This is a genomic window from Pseudoalteromonas sp. CO342X, from assembly GCF_004208915.1.
In the GTDB taxonomy this organism is placed as follows: domain Bacteria; phylum Pseudomonadota; class Gammaproteobacteria; order Enterobacterales; family Alteromonadaceae; genus Pseudoalteromonas; species Pseudoalteromonas maricaloris.
In genome coordinates this window covers 1-24,640 of record NZ_SGPH01000013.1, presented here as the reverse complement: position 1 = coordinate 24,640, position 24,640 = coordinate 1, and the positions used below count along the sequence as shown (strand labels likewise).

The window sequence follows — 24,640 nt, the reverse complement described above, 5'->3', positions numbered from 1 at the left end:
TACACTGTTAAGTCACGATATCACCGATGTCGTGACTTCTCTCCCACCAACACTCGCCTTCAAGCATTCTACAGCAGTAAAAAATACTTGTTTTCTGTACATAGACATTAGCCGTCAGCCGTCAGCCGTCAGCCGTCAGCCGTCAGCATATTTTATTTGATTGTAGTTGTAATAAAGAAGGAATTAGGCTGCCCATAATAGAAGGTAAGCAGCCTTAAAAGGTAAGCATTTGACTTAACAGCGCATTAAATCGCTTCTTCGTCCTCTTCACCTGTACGGATCCGAACCACGCGCTCAACATCGGTCACAAAGATTTTACCATCACCAATTTTGCCCGTTTGTGCGGTTTTTAGGATAACTTCAATGGCTCTGTCAACGTCTTCATCTGCGGTAACAATATCAAGTTTTACTTTAGGCAAGAAATCTACCATATATTCAGCACCGCGATATAACTCAGTATGACCTTTCTGACGACCAAAACCTTTTACTTCACATACCGTCATACCTGTGATCCCCACATCCGAAAGCGCTTCTCGGACATCATCAAGTTTAAACGGTTTAATTATTGCTTCTATTTTCTTCATGACTATCTCGATTCCTTTGGTATAGCGTCGATTTTAGACAATCCGCTTGCCCAAGGCAAACAAAGACATTGAAAGTTGAAGTGATTTCACGCAATAATAGTAATCATAAATTATTACTTTTTGATTGTGAGGCGGTAATGAAACAATCAGCAGGATTCAATCTACTAGAACTGATGATAACCATCGCTATATTGGCTATCGTATTGGCCATTTCATTTAGCTTTGATGGCAACCTGCTGCAACGCAACCGAGCTGAGTCCTTCTTGCAAGAATTACAGCGCAATATCGCTTTTGCTCGTGTAAAAGCAACCGCAGCAGACGAAATTGTCATTCTCTGCCCAGCTCCCCCAGCCAATATTCAAGCTAGGACTGCATTCACTTGCCAAGATAATTGGGCAACGAACAGAATTAGCGTGTTTGTTGATAGTGATAAAAATGGCACATTTAGCAATGGTGATACTATCCATAGAACGATGGAGGTCGTAGGCGATAACGACACTATGGTATTTTCTGGTGACAATCGTCTAAGGTTTGATTCAAGTGGACTCTTAAGTGGTTCAAACGCCGGAAATTTTACCTATTGTCCTGGTAGTGACGACAACAATCAGCAGTTGAGTGTTTCAACCGCTGGCACAGCATTATATCGAGGAAATACAACAGATACCTGTGGATAACCACAAAAGTACTGATGCGCAAAATATCTCTAAGTTCCAATCTTGCCTTTAATATATAAACGACTAGGCTTAAAGAAAATATAAAACGAGGCAAAGGATATGCATCGTCATATGGGTTTTTCCCTATTGGAATCTTTAGTGTGTTTGGCGATTATCACCATCGTCAGTTTATTTTCTCTTCCCAGTCTTACGACTTTATTTCAGTTTGATAAACCAAAAATAAAACTAGAAGCGTTGCGACGAGCCATTAATTTTGCTCGCATTCAGGCCGTTGCAAGTGGTGCAACCGTTACTTTATGCCCACTGAAAAACAATCGCTGCGACGACAAAGAATGGCATACTCAGTTAACGGTTTTTATCGACTACCACCCTCAAGGTGAGTTTTCAGGCGATGATTATAAATTAGCGGTTGTGGACTCAGTAGACTCAGGTGACAAGCTCACCTACCCAAGAAACGCCATTATATTTCGCCGCTTTGGCCATCTCGCGGGACTCTATAACGGTACTTTTGTCTATTGTAACGCAAGTTCTACCGTGGGGTTGTCGTTGTCAGTTAGCTACACTGGGAGAAGCACTCTAAAAGATACTGATGAGTGTCAAAAGTAAATAACCTAAGCTCGGGGATAGTTAGTATTAATACAAAGGGGAGTTAACTACTCCCCCCGAAAATTAACGTTCCCAGCACCTATCTATAGCGTCTTGATTGGTTGTCCCAGTCACACCACGAACCCCAAGTTCATCAATAGTTAAAGCTGGGCACTGTTCATCGCCTCGAACCGGCCCTGCTGCGGCTGTTGCAACGATTCTAAAGGTATCTGCAGTAACGTTTTCAAGTGTTACATTGAAATAACCATTTTCCGTTGCCGTCGCTACACCGATTGCCGCTAGATTATCGCTGTAAACTCTATTATCAACAAAAAACTGCTCTTGCTTATTCGCGGCATCAAGTAACAAAGTCATGGCATCAGCCCTTGCCCCTCTTCTCACATACTCAGTGTAATTAGGGTACGCAATCGCAGAGAGAATACCGATGATCACCACCACTATCATTACTTCTATCAAGGTAAAACCTGATATTGCTTTGTCTAGGGTACTATTTCTTCTCATCGCTATCTTCCCTCTTATAAATGTAAAGTTGTCTTGTTCTGATACCCGAAGTTTTATTTTTAAAGATAATAACCTTGTCGTCATCTCCCACAACTGGCACTGGTTCCCCTGGTATTCCCGGCGGTACAAATGGATTGCTGCCATCAGCTATAATCCCAGGGCCTGCGATATAAGGAACTCTTTTGCCCTTTTCATCTTTGCGTACAACTAGAGTCGGCGTATCCGGTAAATCCTGTGAAGTAACATAAGTTTTACCTGTACCATAATGTAAATGGAACATGTAAAGCTGCCCTTTACCACCTGTTAATGTGCATTGTTGGGTTGTCTGATCTGCTGGTGTAAATGAAGTAAAGTATGCGACTCCTCCAATAACAGTAGCTCCAGAGAGCGACTTTTCGCCCCCTGATAACTGATACTTCCAGCCATTAAACTTAGCCAGCTCTACTTCTAGTTCAATAAAGTCGTCAATATTGTCTACAGCATTCCCAAATGGATCGTTCTTCATTTCCATTAAATCAGAAATTAATATAGGGTCTGGAATGTCATTTACAAATGACTGAGTCTTCGTATGTACGTCCCTAATCATGAAAAGGTAGTCAGTCACACTTGAATCTGTCGGCTTAGAGCGATTACCACTACCAATAACAATGGCATCAAACGGCGTATCTCTGCGCTCCTTAATCAAATTCCCGTTATATCTAGTCTCTGTTACCTTACTATAAAAGGTGCGAGCAATATTTGGACGATAAAAGAAGCGTCTATCCTCATCAGCAAAGCTACTCCCCAAACGCGCCAACTCAAAATGAGTCCAAGGCTCAGTACTATCAGATGGGTTTGGACCGGGTATATCAATTCTCCAGATACTCCCTGCGGTATCCGCTAAATAAATTCTATCAATATAGCCATCGTAATCTGAGTCCGTTAACGTTGGCTCCGCAACAATACTGTGCTTACCTTTAAACGCATCTCCAGTGAGCGACCAAACGATATCAGCATTGTTTGACATGATATCAACCATGTAAATCCCTACGCCTTTATCATTATCATCGCTACGCGAAACATTGTCTTTATTGGTATTGTATCCTGCTGCAAAAACCAATACAGGTCTATCCTTTTGCTTTTCAATGAAAGTCACCACGGGCTTGGACCACGTTTGCCCCAAGTTCTTAAACTTGTTTGAATCACCGGAAATAGGCCCACCCCACAATAGTTTGGGTGAATCTGGATTGGTAATATCAAAGCCATAGTATTTATTGCCGCCGCGGCGCATTCCCACAAAGGCCCAAACCTTATCACCCGCTTCCACCTTACGATTTTTATTCACATCGTGAAAGTACACAGTAATAGGTCCATCTAAGCCATACAGTTTCGTTTCTGCTTTACGTGTTTTGACTGGATTCAGGATAGGTAATAAAGAACCTGGGATAAATGCCCAGCTTTCAGTTACGCTATTACCTTGATCTTTAAACATATGAAGCATGCCGGCGTTGGTGCCAATGAGCACGCGAATATCGCCATTGCCATAGTCGACCGTTGCAGGCTTTGAGTGTAGGGGATCGGCGAATATGTCTGGCCTTCTTTCAGATCTCAAACCGTCACCATCATCATCGTCGACGTCTTGACCTATCGCCCAATTAAAAATACTTTGTATCTCACTTTTACTTGCACCGCTTAACTCCATTGCTGTGGCAAGTTTAGTTAAATTACCATAGGCACTTTCGGCGTTATTATAGGTGAAATCAACTAAATCACCGCCACCAAAATCAGACAGTACTTTTCTAGTAACCTGATTTTCAAGCGCATAGTTAACTCCTCCTTTTTCAATATTGTTGCCATCTTTTGATTCCGCTTGCGACCAATATGTTGTGATATTGCTATCAATCGCACCTTTATCATTTATCGCTTTAGTCAGTTCCTGACCTACTATCTCTGTGCCCACAAACTTAAGCTTTTTCAGGTTGCCACGCCAGCGAGTATGTGTCTCTGGTTTAAACTGAGTGTAATAAAGTGCATCACCTGTTTGGGTTTGATCTTCTGCATTGGCAGACACCGTTGGTGAACTAAAACTTGCACTTACATTTCTGATATTGGTAATCGTGGTTTTGAGTACGTCTGACAACTCTTCCGCAGTATGAGCATGAAAATATTGCCCACCACCTTGCGCCGCGGTTTCCTTCAGCAGCTTCTTGCCTGTACCAGACATACCGTTACCAAAACCGATTGTAAACACACGTGCAAAGTCGTGTTCATCAGGCGTAGAAGGGTATAAGTCAACTTTAACTTGAGACGTACCGCGCATTGTTTTAGCCAAAGCTGGTAAATAGTTTTTGGTAACACCAGAGCCTTCATTAATGTCGAAATAGTTAGGGTAGGCGCCATACACTGAGTAATATTCATTAACGATACTTGTGTTAGAGTCAGTATCACTGGTAGGGTCGCCATCCGTCATTAAAATTAAGTTGATTGACGTATCACACCGCTCTTCTTCGCCACGCACGGGCTTAAACGCAGAAATATAGTCGTTACCACGTTCTATCCCCTTATCCCTGTCGTTTCCGCCATTGGTCCCCCAATATACGTCACCACCTTTAAGGTAGTTATATAACTCCCAAAGCGTTTCTGACAGCGGCGTAGAACCACTTGCTGGTAATGCGTTGATCTTATCAACAATATCGCTGCGGCTACTGCCAATCCCATTAAGAATATAACCCCCACTCGAAGAATAAAGTCGAGACAGGCCAAATCTAATATCATCATTATCACTAACTAAACTGCGCATTGCATTTTGTGCTACTTTTAGACGGCTATCCGCGCAGCCCTGAACGGCTTGATTGTACTGATTTGCTTGATAACAGTTACTACCGTTAAAGCACTCTGTTTCTCGGTAGCCATAACGTGTTTCATAACGCCAGCCAGTCCACACGCGATATGAGTAACGCTCATAACACGCCTTACCATTTTGTGAGTCCCACGCCATGCTGCCTGATGTATCGAACAACATCAGTACCCGAGGTTGCTCACGAGTAGAAACATTATGTTTAACATAAAGCTCAATGTCTTCCGCTTGAGCGGTTTGTGATAGCGCTATTAATGCAACTATCGTGTATATTAACTTATTCATATCAGTTACTCGAAAAAGGCTGTTAATTTGAAACGCTCACAATTTCCTGACCAATTCCCATCACTATGGTGACGTTGTGACGTCCCCTATCACCATATTCCACAGTGGCTTCGACTTCCGTCATGTTGCACACAAACCCCTCTGTATAGTCGTATTGACGTGGACAAAACAGCTCTAGCTCACCATTATTTAGGTTAGTCACAGTGGCTTGTAGGCCATTAGGCGTTTGTACTGTTGTGCCTTCGTCTGCTAACTGCTGCCTTGAACGCAAAAAAATATTGTCCGGACGCGGCTGCTCTTGCTGAATTAATCTTTGCATTTCACCAAAGAGTAAGCTTTCAGCTTCTTCTCGTTCCATGACGGCATGGGTCATTTTTATATCCAACGTACTGGTACTCATTAACGTTACTGCAACCGCCATTATGGCGACTACCATGACCATCGCCATGATCAGTACTACACCCCGTTGCTTTACATTTCCCATGCTGAGCCTCCCATGTTGTACATTGATATTGTGGTTGAAAATACGGTACGTCTAATGGCATCGTTATAAGTCAACGTCCTTTTATTAGGGTCATTCCCTAATACGTAAGATCGCGACTGTACCCCAAAGTCAACATCCGGTTCTAGCACCCTTACCAATACAAACAGCTGTAGGGATAAGATGCCTCTTGTAGCGCCCCAGTCAGCATCGGACATATTTGTTGTATTTCTATATCTATCCACTCGGCCGTCAAAATTGGTATCTAAACCAAAAACAAAACGAATTTGTTCAACGCCTTCGATCACTAATTCATCCTTCATACCACCGTTTACATGTAGCCTTTGCCTTCTTAGAACGGGGATAGTAATAGTACGATTATTAATTACCTGCTGCTCTTCACTCACATAATATACATGGTGACTATATGGCCAAAGTGTCGCATTCACGCTTGGCATGTTGCCAACATTGCCACCTGCAATAAATTCGGCTTGCTCTTGTTGTGCAATAAAATAATACCTAGTTGATTGGATAGCACCTGCGTCTGGCACAAGACCTGTTACCTCTACAGGACTCCCTTCCAGAAACTTCACCTGTAACACTTCTGATTGTGGTCGAGCTTTAGTTATGCATCCCATTGCCGTTGCATTTGTTGTGAATGTTGCCCAAATAGGCCTGAAATTAGCAGGCTCATTGTTCGGAAAACTACCATTGTTTATCCCACCAGAGCAGTCACTTCCTGGGTTAGCTGGAGCGGCTTGATTATCATCCGTGAAACCTTGATCGTAAAAAGTCCCCCAAAAGCCAACTTGCTCGATATCCCGCCGCATAATGGAAAGCGCTAAACGTCCTTTTTCTTGTAGCTCTCCAATACTCATGGTGTCGTTGGTCGTCGCTTTCATACCGACATAAGTAGCAATGACGCCGCCTAATAACAATACGCCGATAAACATGGCGATCATGAGTTCTAACAATGTAAAACCTCGGATTTTGTTCACGGCTGACTCCTTAACAACACAAAAGTTTCCATTACGACTGCACGCCTTCTATCGTCTTCAACACCACACCCGGCTGCTGGATTATTTTCCAATGCAGTCATTGCCTGACGCCCTCGCCAAGTGACAATAACCTGCACATTTACCCCAGATGGAGTGGCACCTGAAGTTGGATTAATACACACAATCGCGTTATCCAACGAGCCTGTATTTTCCCTTGCTCTTATCGCTTGACGCCAATTAGCAATATCTGTTTTCGCAAGCGTTTCTGCACTACAGCGCTGTGTATAACACGTGGTGTTTGCCTGTACGTCTTCGGTACTATTAAAGTCAACATCGTAAAGTGTGGTTATATTTGCCGCATCATTTGTTCTTATTCTGTGCATGATGTCACTGGCAAGCTCTACCGCAGCGGCTCGCTGCATAGAATCAAAACTTGCTTGTTTAGCTTTTGCTTGTAATGCCACAGCACCAAGCAGTCCAAAGCTTAAAATCATAAACGCAATAAGCACTTCTAACAGTGTGAAGCCATGTTGCTTTAGCGAAGTATGCATATCTCAACCAGAATTCAATTGTCCTAGCTTCAGTGTAAGCCGTCGTCTTTGAAACTCAATACGGGATAGTATGAAAGGTCTATTGAGGCGATAAACGGTTTATTCACCGCTTAACACTCAAAATAATATTTTTAGTTGGGTGTAAGCTCTACGGCTAACTTCATAGCGATTGGGCAGCGACTTGAGGCAAACGTAGTGCTTTTGTTCATGTAGTTCTAAAGCAGAAATTTCTGTTCGCTTAACTAATGTACTGCGATGGATTTGAATAAAATGTGTTGGAAACTTATCTAACAGTGACTTGAGTGACATGTCAATTAGTGCTTGTAGGCCGGAATTCAAGGTTACTCGCGTATATTTTTCATCCGCCTCGGCAACAATAACATCCGAAACCTGAACGTAACGCAACTCACTGCCAACATAATAGCTTAGCGTCTCCATACTCGGAAAGATAGTAGTTAATAAAGCATCTAGCTTATCACTATCTAGTGGCTTCACTAGATAACCATTGGCGTGCAGTTCAAATGCTTCTAACGCATATTCCGGATGCGCTGTTAGAAACACGATTTTCATCCTCGGAAATTGCAGGCGTAATTGGCTCGCAAGCTCAACACCTGACTGACCAGGCATCGAAATATCAAGAAAAATTAGCTGCACAGACTCCTGCTTTAGTAGCGCTTCCACACTGTCAGCGCAATCAACTTCACCCATACAACGAAAGCCTACGTGCTTTTGCATTAATCGTTTAACGCGAGCTCTTGCCAACGGCTCATCATCCACAATAAGGTAAGATATTACTGTTTTCATAGCGGTAGCGAAAAACTGACGGTATAGCTATCTTGACTGGCTTCGGTTTTAAAATCAATGGGCTGATTATAGTGTAAAGCCAAGCGGCGTCTGATGTTACTTATCCCAATGCCATGCCCTTGGTGCGTCGGCTTTAATTTTGCATCATAGCTGTTAAAAATTACCACCGATAAGGTGCGTTTACTACAGTGAATATGAATACGAATATCCGCTCCATTTGGGTTTGGCTCTACCCCATGGCTAACCGCGTTCTCCACCAATGGCTGCAATATCAACGCAGGGATCAAAACATCTCCCAAGACATTGTCTAACTCCCACTCTACCCTCAAACGCTCTGCAAAGCGCCACTGCTCAAGTTCTAAATACGCTTTGCATAAAGATATTTCACTTTCCAGCGGAACAATATTTTGTGTGGACATCGCAGCGCGAGATAAATCGGCAAGGGCTAATGCTGACTTTTCTGCTGCAGTTGGATCGATATGAGTCAATTCGGCCACGGTATTGAGTGAGTTATATAAAAAGTGCGGCCGAATTCTCGCATGTAACGCTTCAAGTTCCGCTTGAGATAGCGCTTTCACCTTACGAATATTATCGGTAAAGATAGCTAAGAAATGCGCGAAAAGCGTGATAATGCAAAGACATATTGCGATGTTACGCCATAAGCTCAATTCAATTTTTGCCTCATCAATCCAACCGAGCAATGTAAAGCCATAGGGAAAAACCGTACTGGTGACAACAGTACAAAGCACGAAGACAGAAATGAGAATTCCAGCTTCAACTAAATCTGAGCGCTTCTCAACAGCGTGGCGCACAATCGCTATCACGGCAAGTGATAAAAAGGCAGTGAAATGAATAAATAAGCTAGTTAACCCAAGGGATTGCCAAAACGCAGTCGCGGAAATCAGCGTATATAAAAAGGCTAGGATTTGCGAGGCAACTAGCAATGCTAGCACACCTCGCTCACTCAATAGTGCAGACAACAACCTGATACGCGGTGTCATCGTGCTAACTCTCTTATCTGAGTTCTACAGGTACGGCAAACACGACATTTTCTTCTTGCCCAGGGTTCTCAACTACCGTTTCCCCACCAAGTTCTTTAAGTCGAGAGATAACCTGTTGAACCAGCACTTCAGGTGCAGATGCGCCGGCAGTTACACCTACTTTTGCAACCCCATCGAACCAAATTTCTTCGATGGAAGAGGCATCATCGATAAGAAACGCCTTGGTGCCCATTTTATCTGCAAGTTCTCTCAAGCGGTTAGAGTTCGAGCTATTTTTCGCCCCAACCACAAGCAATAAATCAACTTTGTCAGCTAAGTCGCGAACTGCATCTTGACGGTTTTGCGTGGCATAACAGATATCATCTTTACGTGGACCACTGATATTCGGAAACTTGCTACGCAGTGCGTCAATTACATCGGCAGTGTCATCTACCGATAATGTTGTTTGACTGCAATAGAACACATTGTCAGCATCTTTCACTTCGAGTGCTACTACATCCTCTGGTTTTTCAACGAGATAAATACCACCATTCGGATTGTCATACTGACCCATAGTACCCTCAACTTCAGGGTGGCCGTGATGCCCAATCAAAATACACTCAGTACCTCTGCGGCTAGCACGCGTCACTTCCATATGCACCTTTGTCACTAACGGACAAGTCGCATCAAAGACTTTTAACTCTCGGCGCTTCGCTTCATTACGTACTTGCTGAGAAACACCATGCGCGCTGAAAATAACAATACTGTCGTCTGGCACTTCATTTAGCTCTTCAACGAATACCGCACCACGAGACTTCAGACCATCAACAACATATTTGTTATGAACAACTTCATGGCGAACGTAAATAGGCGCTTCGAAAATATCGAGTGCACGCTCAACAATGCTGATCGCTCTATCTACACCTGCACAGAATCCTCTCGGGTTTGCCAGCAAGATATCCATTAGTTATTTACCTCAAGAATTTCAACTTCAAACGTTACTTTTTGGCCTGCAAGCGGGTGATTGAAATCGACAGTTACCGAGTCGCCGGCTACTTCTCGGATCAATCCAGGTAAGTCAGTACCATCAGGTTGCGTAAATGCAATGATGCTACCTACTTGAGCGGGGGTTTCTGCACCAAACTTGCTTCTATCAACATAATAGATGTTATCAGGGTTTGGTTGTCCAAACGCGTCTTCTGGCTCTAGCTCAAAAGATTTTTCATCGCCTGCTTTTAACCCAAGCAAACACTTTTCAAAATTTTCCGTCAGGCTGCCATCACCCATAAATAGCTTAGCGGGTTTATTATGAACTTTGGTAGAATCTGCTGCTGAACCGTCTGATAACTTGATTGAAAAATGGAACAAGACTTCAGACTTTGCTCCAATTAGTTGCTCACTCACGCATTTTTCTCCTGTGGTTTATCGCCACTGGTAAAGGCATCGAAAATTAATAGTGCAGCACCGCCGACAATCGCCATGTCTGCCACATTAAACGCTGGATAATGCCAATCCTGATAATAGAAATGTAGGAAGTCAATCACGTAACCATGAATGATACGGTCGTATAAATTTCCTACAGCACCACCTAATACCATTGCATAGGCTAATCCCAACTTCCAATTTGATGCCGGCAATTTACGTAGCCAGAAAATCAGTAAAGTGCTAATCGCCACGGCGATACCACTTAAAAAGTAACGCTGCCAGCCACCTGCTTCACTTAGGAAGCTAAAAGCCGCACCATAGTTATGCATATAGGTGAGATTGAAAATAGGCAAAATATCAATGGACTCATAGAGTTCCATTTCAGCCATAACCAGTGCTTTGGTGAAGTAGTCTACTGCAAAAAGCAGTAGACTAAGCCACAACCACACCAGACCACTTTTCTGTGTAGTTTGTGTCACGTTTTACTCCTAGGCGAATTGACGCTGCTCGCCGTCACCTTCAACGTTACTAATACAACGGCCACAGATGTCTGCATGTTGCTCATCCGTACCTACGTCGTCGGTATAGTGCCAACAACGATCACACTTTTTAGCCGATGTTGCCGCTACACGAATGTATAAACCATCAATTTCTGATGAAATTGCGTTTTCTGGTTTGCTGTTAACTACTTCTACCGTTGCCTTCGAAGTCAGTAATACGAAGCGTAATTCGTCACCAATGGCATTGAGCTGCTCAGCTAAGTCACCGCCTGTATATAGCGTTACTTCAGCCTGTAGCGTCGCACCGATCACTTCTTCTTTACGTGCATTCTCAAGTACACGGTTTACTTCATCACGTACCGCGAGTAAGTTCTGCCAGTACTCGTTATTCAACGAGCCTTCTGTCGCCCCTTCAATTGCATCATACCAAGTATCCGTGAATACAAATTGGCCACGCTCACCTGGTAATACTTCCCAGATTTCTTGTGCAGTAAAGCTCATGATTGGCGCCATCCAACGTGTCATTGCTTCGGCGATATGATAAAGCGCTGATTGACAAGAACGACGGGCATGGCTATCACTTTTCGCGGTGTACTGACGGTCTTTGATCACGTCTAAATAGAACGAGCCCAATTCACCAGTACAGAAATTCATAAGCTTTTGTGTTACTTGAAGCATTTGGTACTTGTCGTACGCTGTTTTGATCTCAGTTTGTAGCTGCGCAGCACGCGCAACAATCCAGCGATCTAGCTCAACCATATCTTCAATTGCTACTAAATCCGTTTTTGGATCAAAGCCGCTTAGGTTCGCAAGTAGGTAACGACTTGTGTTACGAATACGACGATAACGGTCAGCTGAGCGCTTAAAGATTTCATCAGACACGGTCATTTCAGCCGTATAATCAGTAGAAGCTACCCATAAACGTAAAATATCTGCACCTAGCTTGTTCATGATGTCTTGCGGCGAGATCACGTTGCCTAATGACTTAGACATCTTATGGCCTTTTTCATCGACCGTGAAGCCGTGCGTTAACACTTGCTTATATGGTGCATGGCCGTTGATAGCAACTGAAGTCATCATTGATGACATAAACCAACCACGGTGCTGATCTGAGCCTTCAAGGTAAAGATCTGCAGGACCTGTTAATTCTTCACGCGCATCAACAACACACGCATGTGTTACACCTGAGTCAAACCATACGTCTAGTGTATCTTGTACTTTTACGTACTGTTGAGCATCTGCTTCACTTAACAGCACGCTAGGCTCTAAGTCATACCACGCCTGAATACCCTTTTCTTCCACTAATTTAGCAACGGCTTCAATAAGGGCTTCCGTTTCAGGATGTAGGCTGCCAGTGTCTTTATCGACAAATAACGCGATTGGTACACCCCAAGTACGCTGACGTGAAATACACCAGTCAGGGCGACCTTCAACCATGTTTGCGATGCGGCTTTCACCCCACTCTGGTAACCATTCTGTCTTTTTGATTTCATTAAGTGAATCAGCACGTAGGTTAGCCTGATCCATGCTGACGAACCATTGTGGCGTCGCGCGGAAAATAATAGGAGTTTTGTGACGCCAGCAATGTGGATAACTATGCGTTAATGCCTTATGGCGGAACAACACACCTTTCTCAGTTAATAACTCAATGATGCTGTCGTTTGCTTTAAATACGTGCTGACCTGCAAAAATCGGTGTATCTGGTAGATAAACACCATTTGCACCAACCGGGTTTGCAACTTCTAGACCGTAAGCCTGACCCGCTGCAAAGTCTTCTTGACCGTGACCAGGTGCTGTGTGAACGATACCAGTACCTGAGTCTGTTGTTACGTGCTCACCTAAAATAACAGGCACATCGAAATCTAAGAATGGGTGTGCAACGCGCAGATTCTCAAGCGCAGCGCCTTTCGCGTAACCTAGTACGTGGAAGTGCTTGAATCCAAAACGATCAACAGCGTCTTTGACTAATTCAGAACCAAGCACAATACGCTGCTCTTGACCTTCGTCTTCAATTTGTACCAGTGCATACTCTAGCGCACCGTGTACTGCCACAGCGCGGTTTGCAGGCAATGTCCAAGGCGTTGTAGTCCAAATTGCGGTACTTACTTCACCTTTGCCTTCATGGCCTTCGGCCAAGCCAAATGCACTAATGATTGCAGCTTGATCAGCAAACACAAATTTTACGTCGATTGCTGGCGATTGTTTGTCTTGGTATTCAACTTCTGCTTCTGCAAGTGCTGAACCACAATCCGTACACCAGTGAACTGGCTTTGCACCTTTGTGCAGGTGACCATTTTTGATAATACGACCAAGCACACGAATAGCATTGGCTTCAAAATCAAAGTTCATGGTTAAGTATGGCTTATTCCAGTCACCTAACACACCAAGGCGTTTGAAATCTGTTTTTTGGCCATCAACTTGCTTTTTAGCATAGTCGCGGCACTTTTCACGGAATTCAGCAGCCGATACTTTCTTACCTGGTTTGCCTACTTTCTTTTCCACTTGTAGCTCAATTGGAAGACCATGACAGTCCCAACCAGGTACATAAGGCGCATCAAAATCAGAAAGCGTTTTTGACTTAATAATAATATCTTTTAGGATTTTGTTTACTGAGTGACCTAGGTGAATATCACCATTTGCATACGGAGGACCGTCATGCAAAATAAATGGCTTTTTACCTTTTTTCGCAATGCGAATTTGACCGTATAGGTCTTCTTCATACCATTTTTTCAGCATCTTTGGTTCGCGTTGCGCCAAATTACCACGCATCGGAAACTCAGTTTCCGGTAGATTTAAAGTATGTTTGTAGTCGCTCATTTATCCTACTTTCCGTATCGGCTACGTTAAAGAAAAACACTGTTTTGCATTGCTAACATCACGACTGATTTGTTCTGTTAACTGCGACAATGTTTCGAATTTTTGCTCATCGCGAAGCTTTTCAATTAGCTCCACTTTCATAAACTGACCGTAGATGGTCTCATTAAAATTAAACAGATGCACCTCTAAAAGGGCTTTCGTTCCGTTTAGGGTTGGCTTAGTGCCAACATTCGCTACGCCATAATGTGTTTTGTGATTCACAGTCGCTTTGACCGCATACACACCGCGCACAGGGCTCACTTGGCGTTTTAAGGCAATATTTGCAGTATGGAAACCAAGCTCTCTGCCTTTCTTCCAACCGTGAATAACACGGCCCGAAATGGCATAGGTATGGCCCAACATATCATGTGCTTGACGTAAATCACCAGCCGCAAGTGCCGTGCGGATCAACGTGCTACTTACACGACAATCTTGCTTGCGAAAACTTGCCGTGTCTTTTACTTGCATACCTAGCGGTTCGCCCACTCGTTTTAGCATTGCAAAATCACCAGCACGTTCACGGCCAAAACGAAAGTCATCGCCGACCGTGAGCGCCTTGGTTCCAAGCTTTGTCACTAGGACTTCTTTGATAAATTGCTCTGCATCTTGCGAGGCAAATTTGCGATTAAAGTTGACGCAAATGACTCGCTCTATGCCAAGCTCTTGCAACAGGACTAGCTTATCACGTAATCGCGTCAGCCTAGCTGGTGCTTTATCTTTGGCAAAAAACTCCAAGGGCTGCGGCTCAAATAACATCACTGTGCTTGGAAGTTGATAGTGTTTTGCGTCGCTAATCAGCCCCTTCAAAACCTCTACATGTCCAAGATGAACCCCGTCAAAGTTTCCAATCGTCAACACACAACCAAAATGATGTGGTCGAATATTATGGATCCCTCGGATTAGTTGCATAGTGCCGTGCCTTTGTGCAGCAAATATCAAAGAGCCCGATTATACCCAAGTTGCTTAAAAATGCGAATCAAGCATCTCGGATTGTGCTCAATCTTACCCCTAGTATAAATAGTAAACTAAAATAGCTCACCATCGCAGTTACTAATAATCCGCAAAGTAATAGCACTTGCTCCATCAGTCCCCACTCTAGCCATTCAAAACGTGCGCCGAGAAAGTATACACATACAGCCATCACGACCGCTGCAACAAAGCATTTGGCAGTAAAACCAAGAGAAAATGCGCTTAGCTGATACACACCTTGATGTGACAGCTGACGATAAAGTAAAAACGCATTACAAGACGCTGATAATGAAGTTGCCAATGCAAGGCCTAGATAACCAATAAAAGGCGCTAAGATAAGATTGAAAACCATATTGAGTGCCATAGTAATAATACCAATTCGAACAGGCGTTTTAGTATCTTGTCTCGCGTAAAAGCCCGGTGCCAGTACTTTAATCAACATAAAGCTTAATAAGCCAACGGAATATGCAGCAACACCTAAGCTGACTTTTTCTATATTGTCTGCATTTTGAGAAACAAACTCACCATGGCCAAATAATACTGAAATGATAAGTGGGCTTGTCACCATCAGCCCTAGCATCGCTGGTAATCCCAAGAAGATGACAAAACGGACACCCCAATCTAGAGTTTTCTGAAAATCTTCACTTTTTTCTCCTGCGTGTAATTTAGAAAGTGCAGGCAGTATCACGGTCGCAATACCGATACCAAATAGACCGAGTGGAAATTCAATTAATCTGTCTGAATAATAAAGCCAAGCAATCGATCCCGTCACGAGAAAAGAGGCAATGACGGTGTCCAGTAGTAAGTTAATTTGGCTAACAGAAACACCAAATAATGCAGGGATCATTAATGTTCTGACTTTGGTTATTTCAGGGCTTCGCCATGCAAATTGAGGGCGACTCAAGACTTTTAAGCGCAGCAAGAATGGGATCTGGAATAATAGTTGAACAATTCCACCAATAAATACACCGAGTGCTAGAGCGTACGCACCTTGTGCAAACTTATCATGGAGAAAAATAGCGCAGCCAATAATCGACACGTTGAGTAAAACTGGCGTAAAGGCCGCTGCAGCAAAGCGATTATAAACATTCAGTACCGCCCCACTAAGTGCAACTAATGAAACAAAAAATAAGTAAGGAAAAGTGAGCTTTAATAGTGCGCTTGCAAGCACAAACTTTTCGGCATCTGCACCACCTTGCCACCAGTCGAGAAACCAGCTTGTGCCAAATAATGCGGCGATCACAGGCGAGCCTATCACCCCTAAAATAGTAACAATAAGTAATACGGTCCCGAGTGTCCCAGCGGCTTGTGCAACGAATAATCTTACTCTATCGTCTCCATGCTTTTCTTTAATTTCTGAAAGTACAGGAACAAACGCCTGAGCAAACGCGCCTTCTGCAAATAACCTACGTAAAAAATTAGGGATCCGGTTGGCGAATAAAAAGACATCGGCGGCCAATCCTGCGCCTAATAGGTTTGCCACGACGGCATCTCGAACTAGCCCCAGAACCCGCGAAATCATAGTCATGGCACTGACAATCATACCCGATTTAAATAACCCTTTTGCCACCTTAACTCCTAAATTCAGTGAATCGCGGCAGATTATGCCACAGTCGTTGTGCATTTAGCACTAGGCGTGCCCTGTCAGCTTTGATACAATACGCGCCATTAACCTTGGTAGGCCTGTTTCACCTTGTGAAATTTGACTGTTTACTTTGGTTCAGACCTGAGATTTTCAAGGCACTTTGTGAAGCTATGCTTTGCAAATTATTAGTGCAACTTGGGATATTACGGGTTTACTTGCCTGCTATAAAAGTAAAAATGTCGCATAGCAACGTTTTGATTTGTACAGGTTAAGAATTGAGAATAGCCCAAGTCGAGTCTTGGGTGTTGAACATTAGGCCGCGCTTGTTAATTTATATTGACTTTTGCGATTAAAACAGGCATATTCCTCGGCCTTTAAATTAAGCTTATTTTAAGATTGTTAGGAGCAAACCTTGGCTAACATCAAGTCTGCAAAAAAACGCGCTATCACTAGCGAAAAGCGTCGTAAGCACAACGCAAGCCGTCGTTCAATGATGCGTACATACTTCAAAAAAGTAATCGCTGCAATTGAAGCTGGTGATAAAGAAGCTGCAACTCAAGCATTCGCTGTTGCTGCACCTATCCTAGACCGTTACGCAACTAAAGGTCTAATCCACAAAAACAAAGCTGCTCGTCATAAGAGCCGTTTAGTTGCTAAGATCAAAGCACTTTAATTTGTTGCTGGATTGAAAAAACCGACATTATGTCGGTTTTTTTATGTCTGTAATTTATATACTTTGGTATCAAAAGATAAAATCAGTGCAGTTTTAAACCAATTCTAAATCTGGGTAAAACTTCTTCAGCATAGCCGCGATTTTCTTTGGCGAAAATGGCTTAACAACAAAACCTTTAGCACCGCGCTCAATAGCATCTTTAACATTGTCTACCGTTGAGTGTGCCGACACCATAACGACATTAATATTCGGGTTTATTTCATTTAGGGTTGCAATTAACTCTTTACCATCACCATCGGGCAGCTCAATATCTAAAAAGACAATATCAAAATGTTGCTCTTCACATGACTTTACACACTGCGTTGCAGTGGAGGCTTCTCTTACATGATCAATGCCTAAGTGCATTAAGGTTTGATGTAAAAAGCTGCGAACTGTCCCTACATCATCGACGATTAAAATAGAGATATTTTGATCCATAGTCCTTTCCCGTAGGCTGTAGTGTAAAAATAAGCTATTATACTTAGCATAGAAGCATTATAGAGACCTGCAACTAAAAGGCTACTTAAAGCATGGCAAAACCATCAAAAAAACAATCGCTTTTAGGTCAAGTACAGTCCAACCAAAAGAAACGCACTAGTACAACAAAAAACCGTCGACCATCGCCACAACAAATTGCAGCGATGAAGGCTCAGCAAACCGCACAAGCACAGCAAGCACAAACTGCTACAGATAATGATAGACCTAAGGGAAAAGGTAAGTGGATAACTCTTGCAGTCATTGGAATACTATTTGTTGTCTTGCCAAAACCACAACTGATTACTTATGAGAAATTAGGACTTGTGGCTAGTAGTGTATATTGGCCGGGTCTTCCTGGTATTGATCCTGTGCTATTTGACTCAAATTTACATCCAAAGCCAGCGCTTGAGCGCAATACACTATACCTATGCCACGATTTGAAAAACCCAGACACCTGTCAAAAATATCAAATAATCAAACAAGAAGGCTTTATAGCGGCCATGATGGAGTTAATAAGCGGTTAGAACTTCACTAAAAATGCCTCATTATTGAGGCATTTTACTTTGTTAGGCAGATTAGTTAATTACAGCCACGCCAGCTACATGCTGAAGTACAAATTTTAGTACAGTTATCTGTAATCGGATCCTTTACCACACCTGTTCCACCTCCAATGTGAGGCGTTTGTGCTTTTGGAATTTGCTTATCAGTCGATAGGTTTTTTAATTTTGCAACTTTAAGTGATAATTTTCTCACAATAATATCCTTTTACGTTTCCCTTAGCCAACCTAAGGCCCCATTAAAGTAACAGAACAAACAAAAAGTTAAAACCCTTAGTTAACCATTAAAAATAATCTAGAGCTACACAATATCACCGTGAATCAACGAACTTCGGCTCTGTCGTAGTATAATTAATGAAAAGCGCGAGCCTTAATTGTCATCGCTGCTAGTAACTCACTTCTATCGATTAACCTACCAGCAATAACATGTACCACTTCCCCTTCCTTCTCTACTATGCCTTTTATTTCTAATAGCTGAGCCCCCATATAGGCTTGCTTTTGTGCTCGAGCAGTACCAGACCACACAATTACATTGATGTTGCCTGTTTCGTCTTCCAAAGTAAAAAAGGTCACGCCTTTTGCGGTACCTGGGGCTTGCTTTCCTGTTACCAGCCCTATCACTGTTACTAACGATTTATGCGGTCGATAAAGCAGTTCATTAGCCTTAACCGTTCGGTCTATAAGCTTTGCTTGCTCAAGTTGCTTGATTGGGTGAGTGCGTAAAGAGACCTTAGTGCTATTATAATCTTCCTGTAAGTTTTCGAACTCTGTGGCGCTAAAGTGACTATATTGCGACTCTTTCTCTTCAATATCACTGAATAGTGGCAAGGTTTTACTGTGATCTGCAAGCGACCACCTAGCAGCATAACGGCTATCCACAAAGTGATGTAAAGCATCTGCGGAAATCAACTTTTCAATAGTACTGTTGGTAATACCAGCTTGTTGTAACTGCACGATTTTACCAAACCCCTCTTGAGGTCTGCATTGTAATAATTGCAGTGCTTCTTCTTCACTTAACCCTTTTATAAGCCGAAGTCCTAAACGGATCGCAAACGTTGTTTGTCTTGGCTCTTGTACGACTTGATGTTCGTAATCGGACTGGTTAACACAGATAGGTAAAATGCTAACCTTATGCCTTGATGCATCTTGCAACAGCTGTGAAGCCGAATAAAACCCCATTGGTAAACTATTAAGTAGAGCGGTATAAAACATTGCGGGGTAGTAGTATTTCAACCACGCAGAGGCATAAGCCAGCACAGCAAAAGAAGCTGAGTGGCTTTCAGGAAAGCCATATTCACCAAAACCGCAGATCTGCTCAAAAATCCGCTCAGCAAACTGTGCTTCATAGCCCCGCTCTAGCATGCCTCGAATGAGCTTTTCTTTAAACTGCATCAGCTCTCCGGTTTTCTTCCATGATGCCATGGCTCGGCGTAGGCTATCCGCTTCTCCCCCAGTGAACCCAGCTGCAACCATCGCCAGTTTTATCACTTGTTCTTGGAAAATGGGAACTCCCATGGTCCTCTCTAATACCGATTTAACCGCTCCTGATGGATAGCTTACTTGCTCTTCACCATCCCGTCGCTTTAAAAATGGATGCACCATATCCCCTTGAATAGGGCCGGGACGTACAATTGCTATTTGGATCACTAAGTCGTAGTAACTCGCGGGTTTCAGCCTTGGCAACATACTCATTTGTGCACGAGATTCTACTTGAAACACGCCAACACTATCCCCTTTTTGCAACATCTTATAGACCAAAGGGTCGTCTTGCATACGAGTCAACTGGGCAAGATCCAGGTTTCGCTTCGTATGCGCTGCAATATAGCCAAAACACTTACGGATAGCGCTTAGCATACCCAAGGCCAAGATATCGACTTTGAGTAACTTAAGGGTTTCAAGGTCATCTTTATCCCATTGAATAATGGTGCGCTCTGGCATAGCTGCATTTTCTACGGGCACTAATTCATGTAATGGACTTTCTGAGATAACAAAACCACCAACATGCTGCGATAAATGCTTTGGAAACCCCATAATGTCATTAACCAACTGAATAAAGTGCTGACCTTTTAATGAGTTTGGCTCTAACCCTAGCTCCACTAATTGGGCCTGCCAGTTAAGTCCTTTATCACGGCGGTTGAGATGCTTAATAAAGTACTCTATTTGTGCCATTTCAATGCCCAAGGCTTTGCCAACATCACGCATGGCACTTTTTAAACGATACGTAATCACCGTTGCTGCTAATGCTGCGCGTTTACGGCCATATTTTTTGTAGATATATTGGATCACCTCTTCACGACGTTGGTGTTCAAAATCTACATCTATATCGGGTGGCTCATTACGCTCTTTACTAATAAAACGCTCGAACAATACGCCCACTTGTCGAGGGTCAACCGCGGTTATCTCTAAGCAGTAGCAGACCACGGAATTAGCGGCTGATCCTCGTCCTTGATACAAGATTTGATGCTGTTTGGCATACATCACAATGTCATGAATAGTGATAAAGAAAAACGGATAATCAAGCGCTTCAATAAGCGCTAGCTCTTTATCAATAATGGCTTCTATATCTGGCGGCACGCCATCAGAAAAGCGAACTTGTTTACCCTTTTCGACCAACGCACGTAAATAAGCCATTGGAGTAAAGCCCCTAGGCACTAGCTCCTGAGGATATTGATAATGCAATGAGTCTAAATTAAATACGCACCGCTTCGCGATATTGGTACTTTCTTCAAGAAAGGTAGGTGAAAACAACTTATTAAGCTTAGAGATAGATCTAAGTGCAGACTCGCTATTGCAAATCATTTTCTCAGGGATCTCGCTTATCACACGATTCTGTCGAATGGCGGTCAGTGTGTGCTGTAGCGCAAGCCTAGATGAACAGTGCATAAGCACCCCACCAACAGCGCAAATAGGTATTTGGTACGCTTTTGACAGTTTTACACAATGGGTAAAGTAATGTACATCTTCTGCACTCAAGTTACGTCGGTAGCCAATCCATATTCTATTTTGGTGGTATTTACACAGCCATTGCAATGATTGAACATCTTGACTGTTCCCCTTTGGCAACCACAACAATAAGACATGCTTAAGCGACATAATATCCCACTCACTAAGCTGATATTGTCCCTTCTCCGTTCGCTGGCGAGCATTACTGATCACTCGACATAACTCTGTATAAGCGAGCTGGCAAGGACAAAGAGCAACCAATTCAATATTGTTGTACTTCAGCAAACTCCCAACTATCAGTTTTATCTTGAGTTTATGATCACGAATGTAAGCATGGGCACGGACAATACCAGCCAAAGAGCATTCGTCAGTAATGGCTATTGCGCTATAACCTAAAAAATCTGCTTGTTTAACCAACTCTTCTGGTCGCGATGCGCCAGTCAAAAATGAAAAGTTGCTCTGGCAAAAAAGCTCGGCATAAGACATTAGCTAAATACTCCATGAATATACCAATGATTATTTTGCTCTCGAAATACCCATAACCGCTGCGCTTGTTCATTTTGCACAATAAAATAATCTCGCTGGACCGGCTCACCGTCCCACCACCCTGAAGCGATACGCTCTGGACCAGAAATAATATTGACTCTTTCACATAAAGGCTGTGGCTTCGGAAATAGAATGGTAGGTCTTAATTTACTCTTGAGTGTCGTGAAATGCGGCTCGTGGCTATAAGAGCTGGCCTTTTCAGGACGAGGATCGCCTGTAAGTTGTAGATATTGCACAGCCTGCTCACCGAGCTTAGCACATAGAATAGCCCGCAGCCCTTGCGCAGACATCGCACTTTGCTGCGTTGAGAAGAGATCTTTTATTGTGGCATGCTGCGTTTCTAGTGCATCAGCTTTGAGTGAAACACTTTGTACGGGTGCATCTAAGGTTATGGATTCTAGCTTGAGGTTTAACAGGCGCAGCCAATTTTCTGCCTTGTATTCAGGCTCCGCGCTGTTTAATGTGATCTCTAAGGCCTCTTTATCTCGAAGTGCTAAGGTAAAATAAAGCGTTCGAGTTACTAAGTTACGTTGCTGTAGGAATAATGCTAAACGCGATAGCAAATGCTCGATTGGCTTTTCTAACCAAGCCATTACCTCGACTTCGAAAAGTAAAGGTGCAGTAAGCTCAAAGGTTTCCGCAGGTTGGTAATAGTTAAGAGTTTCCTTTAGTTTTCCAAACAAGCTGCCTACATAATGTACGAGCTCAGTATCAAAACGTTTAGCCAGCTCACTGAGTGCAAACTGCTCTAACTGCGCCACGTTTTTAACTCCGGTGCGAGCAAGCAGCTCAACCACCCGACTGTCTAGACTTGTACGTGTTAGCCCTATCTTCCCCAAGTAATGACGCTTTTGGCAAGGCGTTAGCACAAGCACATTGCAATGCTCTCGCGCCAAGAGTTTAGCCATTATTGTGGACTCACCCATGCCGTAAGAATAACTCTTGCCAAGTTGCGCTAATTGTTCTGATATTACTTGCCAGTAACTTGGCAAATCATGATAGAGCGACAGCATAGAATCGACTTTAAGCACAAGGCCATTAGGTTCATCGATTACAATATCTGCACTTACTTGGTAAAGCATATTGGCAATTTCTAATAGCTGTTGTCTTTCTAGAAGGTCGTCGTAGGGTAAAACATGAAGCTGTGTACACAATGCACAAGCAGTCCCAAGGCCCATTCCTATTTTTATACCTCGCTGCTGCGCTGCATCATTTAGCTGCACTATCTGGTTTTTTCGGCCATCAATAATAACAACGGGTGTAACAAAATCATCGGAAACCGTTTGCTTTGTCATTCCCTCTAGTTGCAGCATAGGAAAATAGAGATATAACCACATAACTAGCTCGTTAAACGCCGCTCATAGCCCGAAAATGCAACTATATTATCGCTAACATGAGGTAGATTTGGCTTTTCAAGCTCGGGCCAATAGTGGGGATTCTCTAGTTTAAGACTGCGATGTGCAAAGTACCCCTTGTGCTTCTTTACCATCACATCCAAGCCGCTGTGCTGTGCTTGTAAAACCACTGAAAGTGTAAATGGTAAAGTCTGGGCGTACTGCGCTTGATACAAAGCAAATAACCTACAACCTCCCGCCTGTGCACCTAACTGCAAACGCTTTACAGCAGCAATAGAAAGCGCTTCGTGCCAAAGTACAAGCGTACTACACGCACCACTTTTTGCACATTGTTCCGCAGCCCACAGCGCTTCTTTTTCACTTGGTGGCTGCAATATCATAAACTCACTCAGATCTAACGATAAATAATGCAATGCCGCGGCATGTATTTGCCCTGGAGGATTAATTAATACCTTCAAACGGTTATCATCCACAAAATGGGGCAATATCAACCTTAATTCTCCTATTCCCATTGCAGTTTTCACACCAATCACACCTTGTTGCGGCCAACCACCGCACAGCAAATCGTCAAGTGCAGCAAAGCGAGTACTGACGACATCATGCTGCACGGTCTGTCCACGTCCACGCCAAAGCAGGTTTTTACGCTCAAGAAGATCTATATAATTCGCCATATATCACCAAATACTGTTTATACATACAGTATATTTAAATAAAGGCAGATCGCAAGTAGATCGCTAGAAAAGAGGCGAGTTAAAAATAACCATAGTTTGCGCTTTAAGTTAATCGTGTTTTGCTTAGAAGAAATGAGACGTAAAACAATGAGTGTGGCGCGCAGGTAATCGTCTTTTGACCTAGCAGAATGCTACCCACTTAGGCAACAGCTAACCAACTGAGCTACCACTTTGCCACAACAGGCAAAGTTATATCGACATTATTATAAGCTTATGTTGAGAAATGAGTTACTGGACTGTGATGATAAGGGAAAGACTAAAGCAAATAAGCTATTTGATTTTGCTCAAGGAAGCTTGTTTAGAAGAAAGTGCAAACTGGCCCAGTGGACGGGACTCGAATCGAAGCGTCGAACCGCCGCAGCCCCCGGCGTGACAGACCGCTTTCTCTAAGGCAACAGCTAACCACTGAACTACCACTTTGCTGCAACGGGCAAAGTTATAACGACATTATTATAAGCTTATGTTGAAAAATAAGTGACTTGATAGTGATGATAAGGGAAAGACTAACGTAAACGAGATTTTAGATTTTAGATTTTAGATTTTAGATTTTAGATTTTAGATTTTAGATTTTAGTCAAAGAAGCTTGCTTAGAAGAGAAAATGCAAACTGGCGGAGTGGACGGGACTCGAACCCGCGACCCCCGGCGTGACAGGCCGGTATTCTAACCAACTGAACTACCACTCC

At 43.1% G+C, this 24,640-nt stretch carries 23 protein-coding genes and 1 tRNA gene; 4 read left to right on the top strand and 20 right to left on the bottom strand.

The genetic code is table 11. The features are described 5' to 3' along the window. Positions 1 to 245: 245 nt before the first annotated feature. The gene (gene glnB, locus EXT47_RS04725) at positions 246 to 584 is read right to left on the bottom strand and encodes a nitrogen regulatory protein P-II (RefSeq protein ID WP_010371023.1); all 339 of its coding nucleotides are present in this window, start codon (positions 582 to 584) and stop codon (positions 246 to 248) included. Positions 585 to 652: 68 nt separating this feature from the next. On the opposite strand from glnB, the gene EXT47_RS04720 reads away from it, so the two are divergent. Both EXT47_RS04720 and EXT47_RS04715 read left to right on the top strand, forming a co-directional pair. Next, positions 653 to 1,258, top strand: a complete 606-nt coding sequence (locus EXT47_RS04720) for a GspH/FimT family pseudopilin (protein ID WP_130125993.1) — start codon at positions 653 to 655, stop codon at positions 1,256 to 1,258. Between the two features lie 99 nt (positions 1,259 to 1,357). Continuing rightward, a complete protein-coding gene (locus EXT47_RS04715) occupies positions 1,358 to 1,864 on the top strand; it encodes a GspH/FimT family pseudopilin (protein WP_226898897.1) in 507 nt (168 codons plus the stop codon). 63 nt (positions 1,865 to 1,927) lie between these two features. Here EXT47_RS04715 and EXT47_RS04710 read toward each other — a convergent pair whose 3' ends face one another. The 13 genes from EXT47_RS04710 to murJ all read right to left on the bottom strand — a co-directional run bounded on the left by EXT47_RS04710 (position 1,928) and on the right by murJ (position 16,620). Continuing rightward, on the bottom strand, positions 1,928 to 2,365 hold the full coding sequence (locus tag EXT47_RS04710) for a type IV pilin protein (RefSeq protein ID WP_017216176.1): 438 nt from the start codon (positions 2,363 to 2,365) through the stop codon (positions 1,928 to 1,930). Continuing rightward, the gene (locus tag EXT47_RS04705; RefSeq protein ID WP_130125992.1) at positions 2,352 to 5,486 is read right to left on the bottom strand and encodes a pilus assembly protein; all 3,135 of its coding nucleotides are present in this window, start codon (positions 5,484 to 5,486) and stop codon (positions 2,352 to 2,354) included. The genes EXT47_RS04710 and EXT47_RS04705 overlap by 14 nt, the downstream gene beginning before the upstream one ends. Positions 5,487 to 5,508: 22 nt before the next feature. Next, the gene (locus EXT47_RS04700; protein WP_039496960.1) at positions 5,509 to 5,970 is read right to left on the bottom strand and encodes a type IV fimbrial biogenesis protein PilX; all 462 of its coding nucleotides are present in this window, start codon (positions 5,968 to 5,970) and stop codon (positions 5,509 to 5,511) included. Continuing rightward, positions 5,958 to 6,965: a PilW family protein gene (locus EXT47_RS04695; RefSeq protein ID WP_130125991.1), complete on the bottom strand. Its 1,008-nt coding sequence runs from the start codon at positions 6,963 to 6,965 to the stop codon at positions 5,958 to 5,960. Before EXT47_RS04695 ends, EXT47_RS04700 begins: the two co-directional genes overlap by 13 nt. Next, complete coding sequence (gene pilV / locus EXT47_RS04690; protein WP_039496957.1) at positions 6,962 to 7,516, bottom strand: type IV pilus modification protein PilV; 555 nt, start codon at positions 7,514 to 7,516, stop codon at positions 6,962 to 6,964. The genes EXT47_RS04695 and pilV overlap by 4 nt, the downstream gene beginning before the upstream one ends. 117 nt (positions 7,517 to 7,633) lie before the next feature. Beyond that, positions 7,634 to 8,320, bottom strand: a complete 687-nt coding sequence (locus tag EXT47_RS04685; protein ID WP_039496955.1) for a LytTR family DNA-binding domain-containing protein — start codon at positions 8,318 to 8,320, stop codon at positions 7,634 to 7,636. Continuing rightward, complete coding sequence (locus tag EXT47_RS04680) at positions 8,317 to 9,321, bottom strand: sensor histidine kinase (RefSeq protein WP_130125990.1); 1,005 nt, start codon at positions 9,319 to 9,321, stop codon at positions 8,317 to 8,319. Before EXT47_RS04680 ends, EXT47_RS04685 begins: the two co-directional genes overlap by 4 nt. Before the next feature lie 13 nt (positions 9,322 to 9,334). Next, positions 9,335 to 10,264: a 4-hydroxy-3-methylbut-2-enyl diphosphate reductase gene (ispH, locus tag EXT47_RS04675; RefSeq protein ID WP_130125989.1), complete on the bottom strand. Its 930-nt coding sequence runs from the start codon at positions 10,262 to 10,264 to the stop codon at positions 9,335 to 9,337. Beyond that, complete coding sequence (gene fkpB / locus EXT47_RS04670; RefSeq protein WP_010370993.1) at positions 10,264 to 10,704, bottom strand: FKBP-type peptidyl-prolyl cis-trans isomerase; 441 nt, start codon at positions 10,702 to 10,704, stop codon at positions 10,264 to 10,266. Before fkpB ends, ispH begins: the two co-directional genes overlap by 1 nt. Further along, on the bottom strand, positions 10,701 to 11,204 hold the full coding sequence (gene lspA / locus EXT47_RS04665; protein ID WP_039496949.1) for a signal peptidase II: 504 nt from the start codon (positions 11,202 to 11,204) through the stop codon (positions 10,701 to 10,703). Before lspA ends, fkpB begins: the two co-directional genes overlap by 4 nt. 9 nt (positions 11,205 to 11,213) lie before the next feature. Beyond that, the gene (gene ileS / locus EXT47_RS04660) at positions 11,214 to 14,042 is read right to left on the bottom strand and encodes an isoleucine--tRNA ligase (protein WP_130125988.1); all 2,829 of its coding nucleotides are present in this window, start codon (positions 14,040 to 14,042) and stop codon (positions 11,214 to 11,216) included. 21 nt (positions 14,043 to 14,063) lie between these two features. Further along, positions 14,064 to 14,990, bottom strand: a complete 927-nt coding sequence (gene ribF / locus EXT47_RS04655) for a bifunctional riboflavin kinase/FAD synthetase (RefSeq protein WP_010370985.1) — start codon at positions 14,988 to 14,990, stop codon at positions 14,064 to 14,066. 67 nt (positions 14,991 to 15,057) lie between these two features. Then, the gene (gene murJ / locus EXT47_RS04650) at positions 15,058 to 16,620 is read right to left on the bottom strand and encodes a murein biosynthesis integral membrane protein MurJ (protein WP_130125987.1); all 1,563 of its coding nucleotides are present in this window, start codon (positions 16,618 to 16,620) and stop codon (positions 15,058 to 15,060) included. Positions 16,621 to 17,047: 427 nt separating this feature from the next. On the opposite strand from murJ, the gene rpsT reads away from it, so the two are divergent. After that, positions 17,048 to 17,308 carry a 30S ribosomal protein S20 gene (rpsT, locus tag EXT47_RS04645; protein ID WP_010370978.1) on the top strand — a complete coding sequence of 87 codons (261 nt, stop codon included), beginning with the start codon at positions 17,048 to 17,050 and terminating at the stop codon, positions 17,306 to 17,308. 93 nt (positions 17,309 to 17,401) lie between these two features. On the opposite strand, the gene EXT47_RS04640 is transcribed toward rpsT, so the two are convergent. After that, positions 17,402 to 17,785: a response regulator gene (locus tag EXT47_RS04640; protein WP_010370975.1), complete on the bottom strand. Its 384-nt coding sequence runs from the start codon at positions 17,783 to 17,785 to the stop codon at positions 17,402 to 17,404. A 92-nt stretch (positions 17,786 to 17,877) separates the two neighbouring features. Here EXT47_RS04640 and EXT47_RS04635 point away from each other — a divergent pair, with 92 nt between their 5' ends. Then, positions 17,878 to 18,348 carry a hypothetical protein gene (locus tag EXT47_RS04635; RefSeq protein WP_039496944.1) on the top strand — a complete coding sequence of 157 codons (471 nt, stop codon included), beginning with the start codon at positions 17,878 to 17,880 and terminating at the stop codon, positions 18,346 to 18,348. Between the two features lie 55 nt (positions 18,349 to 18,403). Here the strand turns inward: EXT47_RS04635 and EXT47_RS23815 are convergent, their stop codons facing one another. The 5 genes from EXT47_RS23815 to EXT47_RS04615 form a co-directional block, all read right to left on the bottom strand. Beyond that, positions 18,404 to 18,577 (bottom strand): hypothetical protein, encoded by a 174-nt coding sequence (locus EXT47_RS23815; RefSeq protein ID WP_165383793.1) that lies wholly within the window; start codon positions 18,575 to 18,577, stop codon positions 18,404 to 18,406. Between the two features lie 155 nt (positions 18,578 to 18,732). Next, positions 18,733 to 21,810, bottom strand: coding sequence for an error-prone DNA polymerase (locus EXT47_RS04630; RefSeq protein ID WP_130125986.1), 3,078 nt, complete (start codon positions 21,808 to 21,810; stop codon positions 18,733 to 18,735). After that, positions 21,810 to 23,207, bottom strand: a complete 1,398-nt coding sequence (locus tag EXT47_RS04625; protein WP_130125985.1) for a DNA polymerase Y family protein — start codon at positions 23,205 to 23,207, stop codon at positions 21,810 to 21,812. Before EXT47_RS04625 ends, EXT47_RS04630 begins: the two co-directional genes overlap by 1 nt. 2 nt (positions 23,208 to 23,209) lie before the next feature. After that, positions 23,210 to 23,896, bottom strand: a complete 687-nt coding sequence (gene imuA / locus EXT47_RS04620) for a translesion DNA synthesis-associated protein ImuA (RefSeq protein WP_130125984.1) — start codon at positions 23,894 to 23,896, stop codon at positions 23,210 to 23,212. A 667-nt stretch (positions 23,897 to 24,563) separates the two neighbouring features. After that, positions 24,564 to 24,640: transfer RNA gene (locus tag EXT47_RS04615), tRNA-Asp, on the bottom strand.